We start from the raw sequence: 18,431 nt of genomic DNA on the forward strand, positions 1-18,431 counted from the left end.
CTGAACCTCGTAATTACTATTCGGAGCGTGCAATGTCGTGTCCGACTTCCCACGGTGGGGTAGGGCGGACGGATTCAATAACGAATTCTACGAAACTGCGCACCTTCGCAGAAAGGTGGCGGTTGCTTGGATAGAGTGCATGAATCGGGCTGGCTTCGAAAGGCCATTCAGGTAATACCTGAACGAGTGAGCCTGCGCGAATTGCTGGCGCTGCAATTAAAGTCGGCAGCGGAGCAATGCCTGCACCCGACAGTGCCAGGGTGTACAGGCTGGCAAAGTCATTCACCTGAATACGGGCATGTACGTTGTGACTGTGCGTCTGGCCAGACGGCCCACAGAGCTGCCAGCTCGGCCATTGTGAAAGCGTCATCAGCTCGTGCTCACCCAGTGTATCCGGGTGTTTAGGTTCGCCGTGCTTCTTCACATAATCACTGCTGACACAAAGAATTGAACGCACATCACCAAGGTGTCTGCCAATCAGCGAAGAGTCTTCGAGGGTACCGACCCGGAAGGCAACATCAATACCGTCCTGAACCAGATCGAGCTTCTGGTCGCTGAGCACCATATCCACAGTCACCTGAGGATGCTGGTCACAGTAATCTGCAATTAGTCCGGAAAGTACAGTTGAGCCGAACAGAACAGGCGCCGTAATACGAAGAGTGCCCGTTGGCGTGCTCTGCATACGCGTGACCGCGATGTTGGCTTCTTCAATTTCGCCCAGGATGCGTGCGCACTGGTTGTAATAAGCATTACCTGTGTCAGTAAGCCGCAGACTCCGCGTTGTGCGCTGAATCAGGCGTACACCGAGACGTTCTTCGAGTTGAGTAATCTTGCGGCTGACAGTCGACTTGGGTAGACCCAGGTGGCGCGCAGCGCCAGTAAAACTGCCCGCCTCCACAACATGAACGAAGATAGCCATTTCGTTAAGGTCGAATTCTTCGCGTTTACCTATCTGCATGGGCTGAGTGTTCCTTGAGTTTTAGCTTTGGACAGTATGGCCATAAAAACAGCAATTGAAAAGATATATGAGACAATTGACTGCATTTTGTATCCAATTTGCATGCTCAGAAGACCATACGAACACCAAAGGAAGCAATCGGAGGCAGGTCGTTGACCTCCTCACGCTCGCTGTAGTCGGCATTCAGGTAACGGTAGCCTACGACGTTTTCCCGGGCATAAAGGTTAATCACCTCAAAGTAGAGGTCCATACTCCAGCGACTGAACTGGTAGGCACGGTCTGCTCTGAAGTCGAGGCGGTGGTAAGCCGGAAGCCGCTCTGAGAATGGGTCGCCATAAATCGGATTGAACAGGCCGGGGGTGTCATCGTCTTCTTCAACGCCCTCAAGTGGAGTCACGAGTTGTCCGCTCTCGTAGCGCCACTTCAGGCCGAAGGTCCAGCGGTCATTCCAGCGATAATTGCCGACGGCGTTTATTACGATGGGTTTATCGTAGGAGTAGCGGAAGTTCTCATCGGTGATGTCATTACTCCGCTCAGTGCGTGAGAGAGTGAGAGAGACCCAGCCATACCAGCGGTCGCTGTAGTCCGCGTTGAGGAGAGTTTCCACTCCCCAGGACTCGCCACTGCCGTCATTGGTATAGCGCGGCAGAGCGTTATATTCCTCAGTCGTCAGGCCGGGGTAGTTATTTTGCGGGGCGCGTGACACGACAATGTCTGTAATGTCTTTGTAGTAGAGTTCGGACGTCAGGTTGAGGCCGCCTCTGATCTGATACTCGAGGCCTGTTTCGTAGTGTGTCGAACGGGTTTCGTTGATGTCTGGGTTTCCGAATTCCGGCGTGTACTGCCCGGGGTTGCCCGACAAAGCATGGTACTCGCCAAAGCCAAGCGTCCATGTCAGTGGCAGTGCAACCTGAATGCGGCTTTCCAGTCGCGGCTCTGCGTACGTGTTTTCGGTAAATTCATTATAGGAGGCGAGCACGCCGGGGGTCAGCTGCCACCAGGGAAGAATGTTCCACTGGTCAGCCAGATTGGCGTTGAATTCGCGTATTACAAAATTTCCGGAGCCCGTTAATTCCTCCGTCGCCGTAACAAGACGGCAATCGCTGGAGAACTCATCACAGGGTGGTGCGGAAAAGCGACCTTTGTAGTTGATGTTCTGTTCCGAATATTCAGCACCGAACTGAAGTTCATGAGAAAGGGAAACCGGATAAATAAACTGCGAGCGCAGACCGTAACGATTGCTTTTGGCATCAATAAAATTGCCTTGCCCGATACTGAACTCGAAGCTCTCCTCAAGTTGAGATATACCGGTTTTCATGCTCAGACCCGAAGAAAAAAAGCGCTCGTAAACAACGCCCTGACTATTAAAGTATTGTTCGGCCTCCAGCCCACCGCTGAGTGCGGGGTCCTGCTGAACAAAATCAGAGTCTTCGGGGAAATCGAAGCCGGCTTTATCCCGGGCACCAATGGCCTGGAAACGAAGCGCAGACACGGAATCCGGTCGGTATTCCCATGCGCCCTGATAGTCGTAAAATTCAGGCACCGTAGTGAATTCGAAATCCTCGTCATCGACCAGGTTTTCGAGATAGTACTGAAACAGGCTCATGCGAGCGCTCAGAAATGCGGCATTGGATTCATTGACGGGAACATCAAACAGAACCCCAGCGCGTAACAAGCTTAAGTCGACGATGGTCTGCTGGTCGTCAAAATAGGGCGAGCGGGAATCTGCGGTGATCACTGCGCCGGTGGCATTATTAAATTCCGGGCCAAAGGCCGCAGGGTAGAGCTCAAAACCTTCGACCAGAGCGTCATTGACGATGCTTGAGCCGTCGTTATGAAAGAGATAACCGACTGGCAGAAAATCGAGGTAGTAGGCGTTATCGTCGGGCGATGATCCGCGCACGGCGGGTGCGGCTTCGCGTCCATTGCCAAAGACGACACCCGGAAGCGCCTCCAAAGCTCTGAGCGGATCATTACCGGCGCCCGGGATTTTTAATAATTTTTCTGTGGTAGGTCGCGGAGATTCGACTTCCTCTCCGGTGGTGGTCACTTTATCCAGCGTGACCTCTGCGTGAAGCTGTACGGCCTGAGCGCTGATGGCAATGATCAGTGGAACTGCAAACGGACGCATCTTCCTTTCCTTTTAGTCGTCGTTTAATCCGGGTAAGTGTATCGGATTTCAGCTTTGATGCCCTCGCCGTCCTTATCTCTGATATTCGTAAGGCCACGGTAGGTCAGGAGTCGCTGAGTTTTTTCATCATAAGTCAGCTCAACTGGCTCAAGAAGCCAGGACAGGAGCCTGGAGCTCAACCGCATTTCGACTGTGAGCTTTCCCTCTTCACGCTGCAGAGGAATCAGACGGAAATTAACCCACTCCAGCCTTGAAGGTACCGCGAACGAAAACCGGACGGTTTTGTCCTCCAGCAACTTTGGCCACTCCGAGCGTACAAACTCATCGAAGCCTGCATCAATGACCGGAGTGTAATCTGGTGACCCGAGTGTCCCTTTATCTGACTCATCAGGTTCACTGTAACTGACACGCCACTTACCATTGCTGTAGGTTACCTCTTCAGAGTAGTCATAGCGTGTGTCGTTGAGGTTAAAGTTGGGTGTGGCCGGATTTTCACCGTATTGATTCTGTTTTTGTGCGAACTCTTCAGTGTTTGGTGTCTGATAGCGGGTCTCACGGGCAACAGGCCGGCCGTCTTTAGTGGTTAACTCGTGATATTCCGTATAAAGAAGTTCGCCGCCCTCCAGACTGAATGCATCACCTCGGTAAGATAGAACCGATTCTTCCGCGGTCAGCAGGCTGGATAAAGAAACTAATAAGGCCGTCGTAAGATACTTAATCACGGCTTTTCCTCTGAGTCGTGGATGATATTTCTGAAGGAAACTGATGCGAATGTGCAAGTGAGGCAATCAGCATCAGGCTGCCCCAGGACGCTGAAATGACCCAAAGGGCGTTGCTGCCAAGGACGATGGCTCCGAACTCCTGACCTGCGTAGTAGCTGATCGGGGCGGATATCGCAGCCAGAGGCACAATGAGCCAGATTCTGGAGAAGATTACGTATAGCGAATGGAATAGCGTCGAAGCAAAGGCGAGCCATAGCAGCGCGAGCCAGGCTGGAATAACCGGCATGGAGTAGTTATCAAAGCTGAAGATCCCGAGTTGATACCAGACTGTGTCCAAAGCAATACCACAGAGACTGAGTATCGAGATAAACAGCCATTCTGCTCTGGTCGCGATCTGTCGGTGCCAGATCATAAATGCCAGTACAGCAGGGAGCGCCCACAGGCTGCCTCCCAGTACACACGCAAACCAGCAAAGCTGGAACGCCACGGCATTAATGATCTTCAGCTGAGACGCAGACATCAGAGGTTACCAAGTACCGGTTCACTGCGATTGAGTGGTTTGGCGAACATCAGATGCACATCACCAATAACCCGCTCAGCGAACCCTCCCTCACAGTACGCGAAGTAGAAATCCCAGAGGCGAATAAAGTCTTCGCCATATCCCTTAGCCATGATGGCTTTCTTGTTGGCGAGGAAGCGCTTTCTCCAGGCATCAAGTGTGCGGGCATAGTGGGGCGTAATATCCTCCATGTGTGCCATTTTCATATCGGTACACTGTGTGAATGAATTCTGAATAGCGGTCACACAAGGAATAAAACTGCCAGGGAAGATGTAACGCTTAATAAAATCGACGTCTTTTTTCGCTTGCTCGTAACGTTGATCTTCAATTGTGATCGCCTGAATCAGGGCGATACCTTCAGGCTTCAGAAGTCGGCTTATAGTCGCTGTGTAGGTATCCAGATATTCCCAGCCCACGGCTTCAATCATCTCGATAGAAACAAGCTTGTCGTATTCACCTTCGAGTGCACGGTAGTCTTTTTTGAGTAGGGTAATTTTGTCTTCCAGGCCTTCCGCTTTGACCTTCTTCTCGGCCCAGGCGTATTGCTGTTCGGAAATAGTCGTTGTGGTTACCTTACAGCCGTAATGTTTCGCCGCGTGGATGGCCATGCTTCCCCAGCCGGTACCAATTTCCACCAGGTGATCTGTTGGCTGCAGGTCGAGCTTTTTGCAGATACGGTCCAGTTTATACACTGACGCTTCTTCCATAGTGGCATCTGCACTCGGGAATATACCACTGGAATACATCATGGTCGGATCAAGGAAGAGTTCAAACATATCGTTGCCGAGATCATAGTGTGCCGCGATATTGCGTCGTGAACCTTTTTCAGTGTTGCGGTTGAGTGAGTGCAGCCATTTAAGGGCAAACTTACCCAGGTTCGCCAAGCCACTGTCTATCTGATCAACGACGTCTTTATTACGGGACAGAATCCGGATCAGCATCGGGAGATCTGAGCAGGTCCAGTCACCGGTCATGTAGGATTCACCAGCGCCGACGCTGCCGTTCAGTGCAATGCTGCGGTAGGCCTCGCTGTCCAGAATCTCGATGCGTGAGTGCATGTCTGATCCGGCTTTACCGAACTGCAACGTGTTATCACCCTCGACAATTTCCAGAGATCCAGTGTGAAGTTTCTGAAGCGTATCGATCAGCCCATTACGGCAGAAACGATCAATCCAGGGCATATTTTCGGCGGTCACTGTCAGTGTTTTCATAAGTGCTCCTGTCGTGGGGCGATAGATTTTTTATGGTCCTGCTCGGGATCATTTTCAGGGTGATCGTAAAAAGGGCTTTTCTTCAGCCAGAGACGCAACGCATTGCTGTAAATTCCCCAAACCACCTTCATGGTCATAAAGGGGTACTGAAGCAAGGTTCTGCGCATCGTTTTCGATGTCATGGGCTGTCTGTTTATAGTCATCGTGGCATCGAAGTCGAGCCTGCCCTGATTCATCGTCTGCATATGAATCAGGCAGTCGTCCGTCACTTCTGGCATGCTCCAGATATACGTCATATCCAGCGGATTAAATGGCGATACATGAAAAACTTTATTGAACCGATAACGATGGCGCTGGTGGCCATCTGCATGTTGTTGAGTATGTTCTGGCTTTATTCCGCGAAATTTCTCTTCCGGGGTGGCATGCGTGGCGGTTGCATGACTGGCCGCCTGCTGGCTGAGCAGTGTGTAGTGAAACCGCTCATCCCATGGAGTATTGGTAATCTCAGAAAGAATACCCAGATGTTTGCCATCAGCATCGTAGGCGTAATAGAAGGTCACTGGGTTAATCAGATAACCGAAATAGCGCAGATTGGTCATCATACAGATCTGCTCCGGCTCCATACCTGTTTCGCGCCGGAAGGCTTCACAGACGTGCAGCTTAAGGTTATCCGCTGTTGATTGATGTGGTAGGTCAGGCAGTGAAAAGTAGTCCTCGCGACGAAAGCGCGCAAGAGAAAAGCGGGATTGCCCCCAGAGTGCAGAGCGGTGGAGCACATCGTCCGCCTCATCCAGATTCAGCCACACCATAAAAGCGCGGTAATTCAGGGCGTGTTTAACTGGATGAAAACGCCTGTGACGAACTGTGCCGGTAAATATTGCACTCTGGGTCATGCTCATGGCAGAGGAACTCCCAACGCTTCCGTCACACGCAGAGCACTTTTCACACCGTCCTCGTGGAAACCGTTAAACCAGTAAGCGCCACAAAAATGAGAGTGATTTTTGCCGCTGATTTCACTATGTCTGTGTTGTGCGGCCATACCCTCGAGAGTAAACACCGGATGTGCGTAGCGGAACTGTCGAATAATTTTATCGGGATCAATCGCTTCTGTTTTATTCAGCGTGACACAAAAATCGACCGGTGCGTCATCGAAATTCTGTAAGCGATTCATGTAGTAGGTGACGGCGACCGAATCCTGACTTTCCTCTCCAATATGATAATTCCAGGAGGCCCATGCCAATCGACGCTGGGGCAGAATGGTTTTATCTGTGTGCAGAACGACATCGTTCATCTTGTAGGGAATAGCACCGAGAATATCCTTCTCATCGCTGGTCGCGTCTTTCAGCATTCCCAGTGCCTGATCACTGTGGCAGGCAAAAATCACCTCATCAAAGTGCTCATGCCCCCGGTGACTGCTGACGATGACACCGTCTGCAGAGCGGCTGACGCCGTCAATTGGCGTATTCAGATGAACCTGATCTTCGGGCAGATCTTCGAGTATGCGTGTCACATAACTGCGCGAGCCGTTCGAAATGACCCGCCACTGCGGGCGTTCATCAACACTCAACATGCCATGGTTATTGAAAAAGCGAAGGAAAAAATAGACCGGGAATTGCATCATCATTTCTTCACTGGCTGACCAGACTGCGGCCCCCATAGGAATGATGTATTTTGTTCTGAAAGCTTCGCCGTAGCCTTTCCGCTGCAGGTAACCGCCGAGCGTTTCAGACTGATCGACTCTGTTATTAGCGAGCTCTTCCCGGGTTTCTTTATTGAATTTCAGAATGTCGCGGATCATGCCCCAGAATGAAGGCTTTAAAATATTTCTGCGTTGAGCGAACAATGTATTAAGGGTATGGCCATTGTACTCAAGCCCTGACTGCTCGCACTTTACGCTGAAACTCATGTCCGACTCTTCACTTTTAACACCGAGCAAATCCATAAGGCGGATAAAGTTCGGGTACGTCCAGTCGTTGTATACGATAAACCCGGTGTTTACTGGCCAGCTGGTGCCGTTAACCTCAACGTCTGTCGTTTGAGTATGACCACCGGCATAGTCATTTGCTTCATAAAGAGAGACATCGTACTTCTCTCTTAATAACCAGGCACAGGTTAATCCTGCGATACCTGAACCAATGATTGCGACGCGTTTATTCATGAATCAGATTCCTGTTGTTTTATCTGTCGTTTTCCCTGTTGCAGCAGCGCTTCATCAGTACGGGACATCTGAGCCGTGATCCTGTGGCGAAGAAAAGCGGGCAATTGCCCGATAAACCAAAGAATACGGGTAAACCCTTTCGGAAAGTGTATGTGCCATTGGCGCTTCTCAACGCCTTTTACGATCTCTTCTGCTGCTTGCTCAGCGCTGATGCGCATTGGCATAGGAAAGTCGTTTGCGTCTGTCAGTGGTGTTTTGACGAAGCCCGGGCTGACCAGAGACACGTCGATATCCATGGCCTTGAGATCGGCTTTCATACTTTCCAGAAAATGTGCGACTGCTGCTTTGCTCGCGCCATAAGCTTGTGCGCGTGGCATGGCAAGCATAGAGACGCTGCTACCAACGCCGACCAGATAGCCTCGTTGGCTTTTCTGAAGCAGTGGTAAAGCGGCAGCGGTGGTGTTGACCAGTCCCATCACATTGGTTTCAAAAACCCGTCGAAACAATTGCGTATCAAAATCAGTGACGTCGACGTATTCGCAAGTCCCAGCATTTGCGATCAGGGTGTCCAGATGCCCATGCGCTTTTTCAATGGTAGACGCTGCTTCATGAAGGCTGCTTTCGTCTGTGATATCAGCGGTAATAACGGTCACATTGGAATGCTTTGCCGCCAGAGGGCGCAGCTTTTCTTCAGAGCGGGCGCTGATGAAAAGCGCTTTGCAACGCGGTGCGAGTTCATCCGTCAACGCTTCTCCGATACCCGAGGATGCGCCTGTCAGCCATATCACCTGCTGACTGAGTGGAGGTGCCTGTGTCATGCCATGCGCTCCTTCAGTTTGTGGATTAGCCAGCCGAGCACTGGCAGATGTTCGTAAAGCAGGCTGCCTGCGTCGAAAATGTCCTGATGCTGGATCACCAGGTTATCTTTCCAGCGCAGCAGAGAGACGCCATCGACCTTAATATCGTGTTTGCCGGCTTTCAGTCGTGGGTGACGATAACGCATCGTCCAGTGCACTGAGCCTTCATCAGAGTCGACCCAGGCTTTGTGAAACTGAAAATCGATGTACGTGATATTTTCGTACAGGCCTTCAAAGTATTTTTCCAGCGCATCAATGCCCAGTATGCGGTGCATCGGGTCACTGAAAATGATATCCGGGTGGTAGACCTCCGCCAGGCAACGCCGTAGCTTCTGTGTCCCCGCGGTTTCTGGGCCGAGTGTGTTATAGAGCTTGTAAAAAGCAGCTAGCCGGGAGTCTGTTGTATGTGCCCCTGCTGTCTTACTCGTTGTGGCTGGAATGCGCTTGTTGTCCATTACGCCCCTCCTTCAGAACATGAGCAGGAACAGGATTGAGGCTGTGAACGATCCCGACCCAACTCATTGCTTTGAGTATCATGTAGGTGATATCGATCTCCCACCAGTAGAATCCCTGGCGGGCCGATACTGCCCAGCGGTGGTGGTTGTTGTGCCAGCCTTCGCCCAACGTCAGCAAGGCGAGGACACCGTTATTGCGGCTGTCGTCTTTGGTCTTGAAGCGACGAGAGCCCCAGATATGGCCGAGCGAATTAATGGTCACTGTCGAGTGAAAAAGAATGACGGTGGAGATAACAAAGCCCCAGACGACCATCTGGGCGCCATTGGTATTGAGGCCGGGAGCGAAGGCCGCCATCAGCTCTCCTGAGACATATAGAATCACGATCAGCAGTAATGGCGCGAAGCCGTCATAGCGGTCGAGAAATTTAAGCTCAGGGAAGCGCGCGAAATCTTTGATTCTATGCAATTGAGTTTTGAAGCTTGCATCGCAGGTGAACCAACCCATGTGACTCCACCAGAACCCGCGCTGAACAGGCGAGTGCAGGTCTTCTTCCGTATCCGAGTGCTGATGGTGCGCACGATGATGTGCTGCCCACCAGAGTGGCCCGCGCTGTGCTGACATATTGCCGAGCAAAGCAAATATAAACTGCCAGAAGCGGTTTGTTTTGTAGCTGCGATGGGCAAAGTAGCGATGATAAAACGCCGTAATAGCAAACATCCTCAGCCAGAACAGGCCGAGGCAGGTCACCAGAGCGACGGTGCTCACGCCAGTCCAGAATGCAGCAAAACAAGCCAGGTGAAGGATCAGAAACGGAATGACCCGAACCCAGTTAAATTGCGTACTGGTCATGGGCGCATCGCTGCCTGCGTAGGAATCGAACCAGCGGGCGATGTTCAGTAACCAGGATTTTTTGCGAATGCTCGTCATACCTGTTTTCACCGGGCGTTTGCCTCAGTTCTCCATGCTTTTGAATGTGTCCAGCGCGCGTTGCCGCGCTGCTTTGTGCTCTACGATTGCCTCAGGATAACCACTGGCTTTCCGGGCCTTTTCATCCGGAAAGTGTCGGGCTTTGGGCGACAGACTGTTCAGTTCTGGCAGGTAGCGGGCAATAAAGTGCCCTTGTTCATCAAACCGTTCAGATTGCGTCACAGGATTGAATATGCGGAAGTAAGGTGCACCGTCTGCGCCTGTTGACGCACTCCACTGCCAGCCACCGTTGTTTGAAGCAAGATCAGCGTCGACCAGATGCTGGCTGAAAAATTTCTCGCCTCTGTGCCAGTCAATCAGCAGGTGCTTAGTCAGGAACATTGCTGTCACCATACGTAGACGGTTGTGCATCCAGCCCTGATCCAGCAGCTGCTTCATCGCTGCATCCACGATAGGGTAGCCCGTCTCACCTTTGCACCAGCGCTCGAAATCTCCAGCGCTGTCTCTCCATGGAATATTCTCGTAATCCGGGCGGAAAGCACGGTGCTTGCATAGTTCAGGATAGGCCACGATCAGGTGACGGTAGAATTCACGCCAGACGAGTTCATTAATCCAATTGTCCAGGCCAGTTTCTCCACCACTGAGTAAACACCCGTTCTGTTGCCAGGCGGTGTAAATACACTGACGTGGCGATAGCACCCCAAGGGCAAGATAAAAAGAAAGGCGACTGGTCGCATCTAATTCTGGAATATCGCGCTGTTCGTGATACTGAAGGCCATCTTTATCCAGAAACTCTTTGAGTTGTTCGTGTGCGGCGTCTTCACTTGGGTCCCAGAGAGCGTCATTGTTGTAGTCCGGCGTCCAGCTTTTCTCCGCCCAGTAATCGCGTATGTCATGCGAAATGGTGCGCATGTCCTGCTGCGACGGAGCGGCCGAAGGTGATTCCATGTAGTCTTTCTTCAGGCGCAGCCAGGCTTTGCGGAAAGGCGAATACACACGATATGGATCATCATTCTGGGTTTTCAGATCACCCGGCGGGACGATGCACTGATCGTGGAATTTATTGACCTGCACATCATTCGCTTTGCACCACTGGCCTAGCTCTATATCCCGATGGCGCTCATTTATCTCGTACTCGAGGTTGTAGTTGAGCTCTGAGATATCAAAACGCTCCATTATCTCCAGCAGTGCTTCGCTGCTGTCCTTGAACGTTTCTTTGTTCAGGATGAGTAAAGGGATTCCAAGTCCATCAAGCGATTCCCGGAGGTTACAGGCAGCCTGTTTCATCAGGTTCGTTCTGCGATCTCCCAGATCGTGCTGCTGCCACTGCTTTTCTGTCGCAAAGTAAATAGCCAGCGTTGCTTCCTCGTCATCTCGGCGGCTGTGCATCAGTGCCGGATTGTCGAGCACACGTAAGTCGGTTCTGAACCACATGAGGCGGGTCATGAGCGGCCTCCGGCGTGTTGGATGAATGTCTGTATCTGCTTACTCATGGGTTGTTGCAGTGCCTGTGCTTCGTCTGTGTCGTCGGGGATGGCGCCCGAAAAGTAAACCGGAATCCGGCATTTCTCTGAAAGGCTTTGCCATAAAGCCTGTTCGTCATGACCCGTCGGGTGAACGTGTGCCCACACCCAGGAGAAATCCAGCATGTCTGACACTATACGTATGTCATCCGGATTCAGATTCACGCCAAAGTACTCAAGTCGGAATCCGGCGGCTCCCAGGGCATAAGATGCGGCAAGAAGATGGAGTTCTGCCTGTTCGTGGTTAGTGCACATAAGCAGCCCCGGGCCTTCCGCATGCTTTTGTTGGAGCTGTATCAGTTGTGCGAGTTTGCGCTGCAGCAAATGGGTATAGGCGTTGAGGATCAGAGTGCCGTTGCTGTCTTGTTGAAGTTCAGTAATAACAGGGACTAGACAGCGTTCGTAATAAACGGCCATCGGATAACTTGCCAGACCGTTACTCCATTCATCATCCAGCGCCCGGGAATTAAGATCACGGGCAGCGGCCAGCTGCCGTTTTTTAATGTCGTCCCACTCATCAGATGGCGACGATGGATGGGCCGGCGGCTCGTTGAGTAATAGCTTTACCTGACGAATTGGGTAACCCTGATCAAGCCAGTACAGGATCGACTTCACCTGAGTGACATGATCGTCGGTGTAATAGCGGTGACCTTTAGCCGTCCGCAAAGGCTGAATGATGCCGTAGCGGCGCTCCCATGCCCTGAGGGTGACTGGGTTGACCCCGGTCAGGCGTGCAAACTCACGTATTGGGTAGCCCACACACTCTGCAATATTCACAGCGTGTTCCTCAAACCCAGTTCATAAGGATGCGGATTCAGATAAACCTGCTGCCGTGCGTAGGCGTTCGCTTCCTGGTGGTGGTTCAGATGATGCTTCAGCAAAGTAAGCGGGACGACGAGAGGAATAATCCCGCGACGGTATTCCAGAATAATCCGCGCCAGCTCTTCTTTATCTGCTGCACTGATGAGATTTTTCAGATACCCCTGCAAGTGCATCAGTGTATTGGTGTGCGTTTTGCGACTGGCGGGCTTGGCGAGAGCCGTCATCAGGAGCGCGAAGTACTCGTCGGCAATCTGATTAATATCACCGGATAAATCACTGAGCAGACGGCCCGCATCCTTATACAGAACGGTGCTGTGCGCCATAATCAGGTACTTATACCGAGAGTGGAAATCGATCAGTCGCGCGGGGGTAACCGTCGTTTGTGTGAACAGCTGCCAATCGCGATAGGTGAACACGCGGACCATAAAGTTCTCACGTAACGCTGCATCGTTTAAGCGCCCAGCTTCCTCGATTGGCAGAAGTGGATTCAAGCGCGCAAACTCGCTGGCAAAAATACCTGACGCTTTACCTTCAGGGTGACCATTTTTCAGGTAGCGCTTTACACCGAACAACCCGCAGCTCGGACTCTTCTGCATAAATATAAAGCCGCAGAGATCTTGATTGAGATCGCTGACCTTCACGGCCTCCGAACGGAGGTCGTCAGTGACATCGATGTCAGGTGAGTCAACGCCCACAGCCCGGACACTCTCGTCTGCAGGCGTGTCACTGACCAGACGAATAGGCTCGCGAGGCGTGCCCATGCCGATCGCCACTTCAGGGCACATCGGGCGGAGGTTGAAGTATTCGCTGAGAACGTCGGTGCAGAAGCGTGATCGCTTGTGGCTACCATTAAAGCGCACAGCTTGACCAGTGAGGCAGGCACTGATGCCTACAGGGATTTTATCGTCGGATGAATAAACCATGTACAACTCCTGGGAGTTATTTGTATAAGTTCATTCTGCGCTGGGTTTCTTGTACAAGTCAATAAAAATTGTACAGGAAATCTATTTTTTGTATAACTTGAACTGCAGAGAGGTCAGCGGCGTGGTGTATTGCAGCGCTATAGCGCTGCAACATATACGCAATTACAGGTAGAGGATCATTCAGAAGAGGCCGGATCTGAGTTGACCTGCCTTATTACGATGTTACGCAGAGCATCTGTCACTTCTGGCTCCAGACCAACGGGAGGGTGCAGCTCAATGGTGACCTTCAGTCCTTGTTCGGTGAGGGTGGTCTGCAGAGCTTCGATCTGGCCGGGCACGTCCTTTCTAAGGTGGCGTCCGGCAGCGAAAAATAACGGCATGATATCAATGTGGCCGAAGCCTTCTTCAGCAAGCTTGATGATCTGTCCTTCCATGGAGGGTTCTGCGAGCTCCATGTAAGAAAGCTCTACCCGTTCACCTTGCAGGCCTTTGCGTATATTCGCCAGAAGGTTAGAGAAAGGCGCGAGCCAGTTAGCGTCGCTACTGCCATGAGCCAGTAACAGAGTGGCGGTTCTAGAGTCCGTCATGATTTGTTTCCCGTGAGAATGTTTGCGGCGGCGCGACCGCTCAGCCAAGCGCCTTCGACAGAAGGTTTGTGACACCAGTCGCCACATAACGTGAGATTATGTCGTTCGTCACGCAGGGCGCCAAGCCCCGGCGCATTGCTGGGTAATGAATATAGCCAGCGATGTAGCCAGATATCCGTAGGAGTTACAGTGCAGCCTGTCGCGATAGCGAAGGCTTCTTCCAGTTCTTTCTGAACTTCCTCGCGTGGAGCATCTTTTTTACGTTCGCTCCATTCATGATTTGCTTGAATAACCCAGGCCTCGCGGGCGTCGCGCCCGGGTTTGCTGTTGTTTCTGGCTATCCATGAAATAGGACCTGACTTCACAAAGGCAGCATCGAAAGCACAAGCCAGTGGTTCGTCGAATCCGTACAGGAGTGTCCAGCAAGGCAGCATATGAATACTGTCTACCTGCTCAATGAGCGGTGATTCTGCTGGCAGGAGTGGCAGGGCCTGTTGTGGTGGCGTGTTGATAATGAGCTCATCGAACAGTCCAAATTCTGAACCATCTTCAGCGACCAGTGACCAGTTGAGTTGGTCGCTATTAAACCGGGACTCGACAATGCGTGTTTGCGTGATGAAATCATCCGCCGATTCTAGCAGCTTCCGGCTGAGACCCGTCATACGGGGCATGCCGACATAGCGGTCAACATCATCCGGCGAGGCCGTTCTTTGCGTACCGTTGATAGACCAGGGAGTAACATCCCAGTGTGCGATCCAGCCGTCGGTTTCCCACGCCTTCAGCTGAGCCTTAAACTCTTTAGTGTGCGCGCGCATGAACTGAGCGCCCATGTCCCAACTGGATGCTCCGGATTTTTTGCTCGAGAGACGGCCGCCTGAACCTCTCGACTTGTCAAAAACAGTCACGGAGCAGTCTTGCTGCTTCAGTGCCTGGAGTGCGGTCAGTCCAGCAACGCCTGCGCCTATAATGGCGATCTTCTTCATAACTCTGATCCTGGGTAGCCCATTTAATCTGTGATCTGAAGGTGTAACCCCGCAGCTCTTAACCCGCAGCTCGTAAGTTGTACAAAGCAATCTGGGTTAAGCACTCGGTTATTGTGGCGGTATTTTATCTGTTGTACAAATTTATTCTATTGTGTATAACTGACGTATAACTATTGAATATTGAGGAAATACCATGACTTATCGTGCTCCACTCCGTGAAATGCAGTTTGTACTCTACGAGGTACTGAACGGCGACACTGTCTTGCCTGAACTTCCGGGATGCGAGGATGCAACGCGAGAAATTATGGATGCGATGCTGACTGAGGGGGCCAAACTGGCTGAGAACGTGTTAGCTCCGCTGAATACGTCTGGTGATCGCGAGGGCTGCCACTACGATACCGAAACCAAAGCGGTCAAAACCCCAGAGGGCTTCCCCGATGCTTATCGCCAGTTCGCTGAAGCTGGTTGGACAGCGCTTGCCGGCCCGGTAGAGTACGGCGGCCAGGGCCTACCACACACACTGAATACTCTGGCTGAAGAGATGGTGTGCTCTGCCAACCTATCTTTGGGCATGTATCCGGGCCTGACTCACGGCGCCGTTAATGCCCTGACATCTTATGGTTCAGACGAGCTTAAAGAAAAGTACCTGCCGAAGCTGATCAGCGGCGAATGGTCGGGCACCATGTGTCTGACTGAGCCTCAGTGCGGTACTGACCTTGGTCTGATTCGTACCAAAGCTGAACCGCAAGCGGATGGTTCTTATTCCATCACAGGCAACAAAATCTGGATCACCGGCGGCGAGCACGACCTCGTGGATAACATAGTGCATCTGGTGCTGGCGAAATTGCCCGATGCTCCGGGTGGGTCTAAAGGTATTTCTTTGTTCCTGGTGCCTAAATTCCTGGATGACGGTTCACGTAACCCGGCGTTCTGCGGTGGTCTTGAGCATAAGATGGGTATCAAAGCATCGGCTACCTGTGTGATGAACTTTGAAGATGCTAAAGGTTGGCTGATCGGCGAGCCACACAAAGGCCTGCAGGCGATGTTCGTGATGATGAACAGTGCGCGCCTGATGGTTGGTCTGCAGGGACTTGGCATTGCTGAAGCGGCTTATCAGGTGTCTCGTGATTTCGCCAAAGAGCGTCTGCAATCGCGCTCGTTAGCTGGCCCACAGGCGCCCGAGAAAGCGGCTGACCCGATTATCGTTCATCCGGATGTGCGTCGCATGTTGCTGCGTCAGAAAGCAACCATCGAGGGTGGCCGTGCACTGGCCTATTTCACGTCGATGCAGCTCGATATTGCACACAAAGCAGCGACTGAGGAAGAGCGCCAGCAGGCCGATGATATGGTGCAGCTGCTCACACCTATCGTTAAGGCATTCCTGACTGACGAGGGCTTCTTCTGCGCAAACGACGGTCTTCAGCTCATGGGTGGCTCTGGTTTTACTCAGGATTGGCCGGTAGAGCAGTTCGTGCGTGATTCGCGCATTACCCGTATCTACGAGGGCACCAATGGTATTCAGGCACTCGACCTTGTAGGCCGTAAGCTGGGTCATGCCGGTGGCCGTGCAGTGAAGAGCTTCTTCGCTATGCTGGATAGCTACATTAAGACAGAAGGGGGTGTACCTTTCGGTGAAGAGCTGAAAGCAGCAACGGGTCGCCTGCAGAAAGCAACAATGTGGCTGATGCAGAACGGTATGGGTGACCGCGAGCAGGCAGGCTCTGCTGCAACGCCATACCTGCGCCTGTTTGCACTCACGGCGATTGCTTATTTCTGGAGCCGTATGGTGGCAACCGCAGAGCAGGCACTGGCAGACGGGTCGACCGAGACCGATTTCTATGGCGCTAAGAAAGAGACTGCTGCTTTCTACATGCATAAGCTACTACCGCAGACTTTGTCATTGCTGGCTGAAATCGAAACGGGTAAAGACAGTCTGATGGGCATGACCGCTGATCAATTCTGATTGGCGGAAACGGTAAACCAGGTGGCCACTGCGGCCAGGAGGATACAGCCATGAGCAAACACATCCTGATCACAGGCGGCACCGGGTTTATTGGTTCAAAGCTGGTACCCCACTGGCTATCGTACGGACACAGAATTACCGTTCTGACCCGTAACCCGGCCAGAGGTGCAAGACTGCTCGGCAATGAAGTTAATTTTGTTAAAGACTTCTCTGAGGTGACTGACAAAATCGACTGGGTTGTTAATCTTGCCGGGGAGGGCATTGCCGATAAGCGCTGGAGTGATTCACGCAAAGCTGAGCTGAGGGCCAGCCGTGTGACCTTAACCGAAAGCCTCGTGCGCTGGGCGAAGTCTTCCGGGCAACATTTCGAGTTGGTGTTGTCCGGTTCTGCGGTTGGTTACTACGGCAGCGTTCCGGGCTCCACACCGTCGTTTAACGAGTCATCTGCGCCTGGTACCGGGTTCTCAGCCAATCTCTGCATCGACTGGGAGCAGGCCGTCGAGCCTTTGCAGGAAATTGCTGAACGGATCGTTTGGTTACGCACAGGCATCGTGCTCGGTCAGCACGGCGGCATGCTGAAAAGGATGTGGTTGCCCTTCAGTCTGGGGTTGGGCGGTGTTATCGGGTCCGGTGATCAGGTGATCTCCTGGATTCACAGGGATGACTACATCCGTGCACTGGATTTCATCACTAAGCATTCTTTGAGTGGTGCAGTGAATATGACGGCTCCATATCCCGCGACCAATCGCGAATTCACTCGCACGCTCGGCAACGCCTTGCATCGCCCGACGCTATTTCCCATGCCAGCCTTTGCAGCGGGCATGGTGTTCGGTGAAATGTCTGAGTTGTTGTTGCAGGGGCAAAAAGTCTTACCAACGGCACTGTTAACCAGTGGATTTACCTTTCAGTACCCCAATTTAAGTCAGGCATTAGAGGTCATCGCGGCGGAGTGGTAATCTCAGCCGCGTAACAGGGTGTGAATCAGAACGGATATTTGACACCTGTCATTGGTAGCATTCCTACCTTTACTTTCCCATTTGTTCTCTTCATTCATGTTGAAAACACGGAAAAATGACACCCGGAAGTTTCGTGTAGTTTTCTGTTATCCGCGATGGAAAAGGCGCTCAGCGCCAGCTAAACCTAAGACTGTACACAGACAGAACTGCTACAGGTAATAAGCATCATGAGCATCAGCCGTCAGACACTCGATCAGTACCTTTTTGAATTCGATCAGAGTTATCAGGTGAGTTACGTAAACTTTTCACGTGCATCGGATCTTGCAGATGCTCAGCTGATTCTCACATTAGAACGAGGTTGTGAACGTAAGACGTTTGCATTCTCTCAGCCCCACTTTAACGACGTCGACAAGAACCTCGTCGCGAGCAAGGGGCTGTATATTGCAGCGATTAAAAGCTCACCTCTGGCGCCTAATCGGGTCGAGGTGGGGGATATCGACGGTGGGTTCGCTTACTTCACCGCGAAGAACGTAAAGAACATCACCCCAATGGCATGATGCCGGGGTTAAGTTGGCCATGCCGCAGCACCAGAAAGCAGCCCTCCGGCCACTGCTGTCCCACAGTTTTGGGACAGGAAATGAAAAAGCCTGACTCCGAGTGTTATTCTGTTGTTACCACACACCAGAAAAACCAAG

At 52.0% G+C, this 18,431-nt stretch carries 18 protein-coding genes; 3 read left to right on the forward strand and 15 right to left on the reverse strand.

Features of this window, described 5'->3' with window-relative positions; genetic code table 11:
• Positions 1-16: 16 nt before the first annotated feature.
• From B3007_RS15490 to B3007_RS15560, 15 genes are all read right to left on the reverse strand, one after another.
• Positions 17-958, reverse strand: a complete 942-nt coding sequence (locus tag B3007_RS15490) for a LysR family transcriptional regulator (RefSeq protein ID WP_068434414.1) — start codon at positions 956-958, stop codon at positions 17-19.
• Between the two features lie 106 nt (positions 959-1,064).
• Entirely contained in the window at positions 1,065-3,089 is a 2,025-nt protein-coding gene (locus B3007_RS15495) for a TonB-dependent receptor plug domain-containing protein (RefSeq protein WP_301377693.1), read from the reverse strand.
• Between the two features lie 23 nt (positions 3,090-3,112).
• Entirely contained in the window at positions 3,113-3,811 is a 699-nt protein-coding gene (locus tag B3007_RS15500) for a hypothetical protein (RefSeq protein ID WP_301377694.1), read from the reverse strand.
• Entirely contained in the window at positions 3,804-4,331 is a 528-nt protein-coding gene (locus tag B3007_RS15505) for a DUF2878 domain-containing protein (protein ID WP_301377695.1), read from the reverse strand. Before B3007_RS15505 ends, B3007_RS15500 begins: the two co-directional genes overlap by 8 nt.
• Positions 4,331-5,581: an SAM-dependent methyltransferase gene (locus tag B3007_RS15510; RefSeq protein ID WP_301377697.1), complete on the reverse strand. Its 1,251-nt coding sequence runs from the start codon at positions 5,579-5,581 to the stop codon at positions 4,331-4,333. Before B3007_RS15510 ends, B3007_RS15505 begins: the two co-directional genes overlap by 1 nt.
• Complete coding sequence (locus B3007_RS15515) at positions 5,578-6,480, reverse strand: DUF1365 domain-containing protein (RefSeq protein WP_301377699.1); 903 nt, start codon at positions 6,478-6,480, stop codon at positions 5,578-5,580. Before B3007_RS15515 ends, B3007_RS15510 begins: the two co-directional genes overlap by 4 nt.
• Complete coding sequence (locus B3007_RS15520; RefSeq protein WP_301377701.1) at positions 6,477-7,739, reverse strand: NAD(P)/FAD-dependent oxidoreductase; 1,263 nt, start codon at positions 7,737-7,739, stop codon at positions 6,477-6,479. The genes B3007_RS15515 and B3007_RS15520 overlap by 4 nt, the downstream gene beginning before the upstream one ends.
• Positions 7,736-8,557, reverse strand: a complete 822-nt coding sequence (locus tag B3007_RS15525; RefSeq protein ID WP_301377703.1) for an SDR family NAD(P)-dependent oxidoreductase — start codon at positions 8,555-8,557, stop codon at positions 7,736-7,738. Before B3007_RS15525 ends, B3007_RS15520 begins: the two co-directional genes overlap by 4 nt.
• On the reverse strand, positions 8,554-9,051 hold the full coding sequence (locus B3007_RS15530; protein WP_301377704.1) for a nuclear transport factor 2 family protein: 498 nt from the start codon (positions 9,049-9,051) through the stop codon (positions 8,554-8,556). The genes B3007_RS15525 and B3007_RS15530 overlap by 4 nt, the downstream gene beginning before the upstream one ends.
• The gene (locus tag B3007_RS15535) at positions 9,017-9,979 is read right to left on the reverse strand and encodes an acyl-CoA desaturase (RefSeq protein ID WP_301377705.1); all 963 of its coding nucleotides are present in this window, start codon (positions 9,977-9,979) and stop codon (positions 9,017-9,019) included. Before B3007_RS15535 ends, B3007_RS15530 begins: the two co-directional genes overlap by 35 nt.
• Positions 9,980-10,003: 24 nt before the next feature.
• Positions 10,004-11,425: a deoxyribodipyrimidine photo-lyase gene (gene phrB / locus B3007_RS15540; protein ID WP_301377707.1), complete on the reverse strand. Its 1,422-nt coding sequence runs from the start codon at positions 11,423-11,425 to the stop codon at positions 10,004-10,006.
• The gene (locus B3007_RS15545; protein WP_297531301.1) at positions 11,422-12,279 is read right to left on the reverse strand and encodes a MerR family transcriptional regulator; all 858 of its coding nucleotides are present in this window, start codon (positions 12,277-12,279) and stop codon (positions 11,422-11,424) included. The genes phrB and B3007_RS15545 overlap by 4 nt, the downstream gene beginning before the upstream one ends.
• Positions 12,276-13,247 (reverse strand): YbgA family protein, encoded by a 972-nt coding sequence (locus B3007_RS15550; protein ID WP_301377709.1) that lies wholly within the window; start codon positions 13,245-13,247, stop codon positions 12,276-12,278. Before B3007_RS15550 ends, B3007_RS15545 begins: the two co-directional genes overlap by 4 nt.
• A 176-nt stretch (positions 13,248-13,423) precedes the next feature.
• On the reverse strand, positions 13,424-13,834 hold the full coding sequence (locus B3007_RS15555) for a sirohydrochlorin chelatase (RefSeq protein ID WP_301377710.1): 411 nt from the start codon (positions 13,832-13,834) through the stop codon (positions 13,424-13,426).
• Positions 13,831-14,817, reverse strand: coding sequence for an NAD(P)/FAD-dependent oxidoreductase (locus B3007_RS15560; protein ID WP_301377712.1), 987 nt, complete (start codon positions 14,815-14,817; stop codon positions 13,831-13,833). The genes B3007_RS15555 and B3007_RS15560 overlap by 4 nt, the downstream gene beginning before the upstream one ends.
• 193 nt (positions 14,818-15,010) lie before the next feature.
• Between B3007_RS15560 and B3007_RS15565 the strand changes: the two genes are divergently transcribed.
• The 3 genes from B3007_RS15565 to B3007_RS15575 all read left to right on the forward strand — a co-directional run bounded on the left by B3007_RS15565 (position 15,011) and on the right by B3007_RS15575 (position 18,293).
• On the forward strand, positions 15,011-16,780 hold the full coding sequence (locus B3007_RS15565) for an acyl-CoA dehydrogenase C-terminal domain-containing protein (RefSeq protein ID WP_301377714.1): 1,770 nt from the start codon (positions 15,011-15,013) through the stop codon (positions 16,778-16,780).
• Positions 16,781-16,830: 50 nt separating this feature from the next.
• Entirely contained in the window at positions 16,831-17,736 is a 906-nt protein-coding gene (locus B3007_RS15570; RefSeq protein ID WP_301377715.1) for a TIGR01777 family oxidoreductase, read from the forward strand.
• 227 nt (positions 17,737-17,963) lie between these two features.
• Entirely contained in the window at positions 17,964-18,293 is a 330-nt protein-coding gene (locus B3007_RS15575; protein ID WP_068434966.1) for a hypothetical protein, read from the forward strand.
• The last annotated feature ends 138 nt before the right edge of the window (positions 18,294-18,431 follow it).

This window comes from Thalassolituus sp. UBA675, assembly GCF_002297765.1.
GTDB lineage: Bacteria > Pseudomonadota > Gammaproteobacteria > Pseudomonadales > Oceanobacteraceae > Thalassolituus.

Coding starts and splice junctions, on each gene's coding strand:
- B3007_RS15525 (WP_301377703.1), bottom strand. CDS start 8,557: ATGACACAGGCACCTCCACTCAGTCAGCAGGTGATATGGCTGACAGGC.
- B3007_RS15550 (WP_301377709.1), bottom strand. CDS start 13,247: ATGGTTTATTCATCCGACGATAAAATCCCTGTAGGCATCAGTGCCTGC.
- B3007_RS15570 (WP_301377715.1), top strand. CDS start 16,831: ATGAGCAAACACATCCTGATCACAGGCGGCACCGGGTTTATTGGTTCA.
- phrB (WP_301377707.1), bottom strand. CDS start 11,425: ATGACCCGCCTCATGTGGTTCAGAACCGACTTACGTGTGCTCGACAAT.
- B3007_RS15490 (WP_068434414.1), bottom strand. CDS start 958: ATGCAGATAGGTAAACGCGAAGAATTCGACCTTAACGAAATGGCTATC.
- B3007_RS15575 (WP_068434966.1), top strand. CDS start 17,964: ATGAGCATCAGCCGTCAGACACTCGATCAGTACCTTTTTGAATTCGAT.
- B3007_RS15505 (WP_301377695.1), bottom strand. CDS start 4,331: ATGTCTGCGTCTCAGCTGAAGATCATTAATGCCGTGGCGTTCCAGCTT.
- B3007_RS15495 (WP_301377693.1), bottom strand. CDS start 3,089: ATGCGTCCGTTTGCAGTTCCACTGATCATTGCCATCAGCGCTCAGGCC.
- B3007_RS15530 (WP_301377704.1), bottom strand. CDS start 9,051: ATGGACAACAAGCGCATTCCAGCCACAACGAGTAAGACAGCAGGGGCA.
- B3007_RS15560 (WP_301377712.1), bottom strand. CDS start 14,817: ATGAAGAAGATCGCCATTATAGGCGCAGGCGTTGCTGGACTGACCGCA.
- B3007_RS15555 (WP_301377710.1), bottom strand. CDS start 13,834: ATGACGGACTCTAGAACCGCCACTCTGTTACTGGCTCATGGCAGTAGC.
- B3007_RS15535 (WP_301377705.1), bottom strand. CDS start 9,979: ATGACGAGCATTCGCAAAAAATCCTGGTTACTGAACATCGCCCGCTGG.
- B3007_RS15565 (WP_301377714.1), top strand. CDS start 15,011: ATGACTTATCGTGCTCCACTCCGTGAAATGCAGTTTGTACTCTACGAG.
- B3007_RS15520 (WP_301377701.1), bottom strand. CDS start 7,739: ATGAATAAACGCGTCGCAATCATTGGTTCAGGTATCGCAGGATTAACC.
- B3007_RS15515 (WP_301377699.1), bottom strand. CDS start 6,480: ATGAGCATGACCCAGAGTGCAATATTTACCGGCACAGTTCGTCACAGG.
- B3007_RS15510 (WP_301377697.1), bottom strand. CDS start 5,581: ATGAAAACACTGACAGTGACCGCCGAAAATATGCCCTGGATTGATCGT.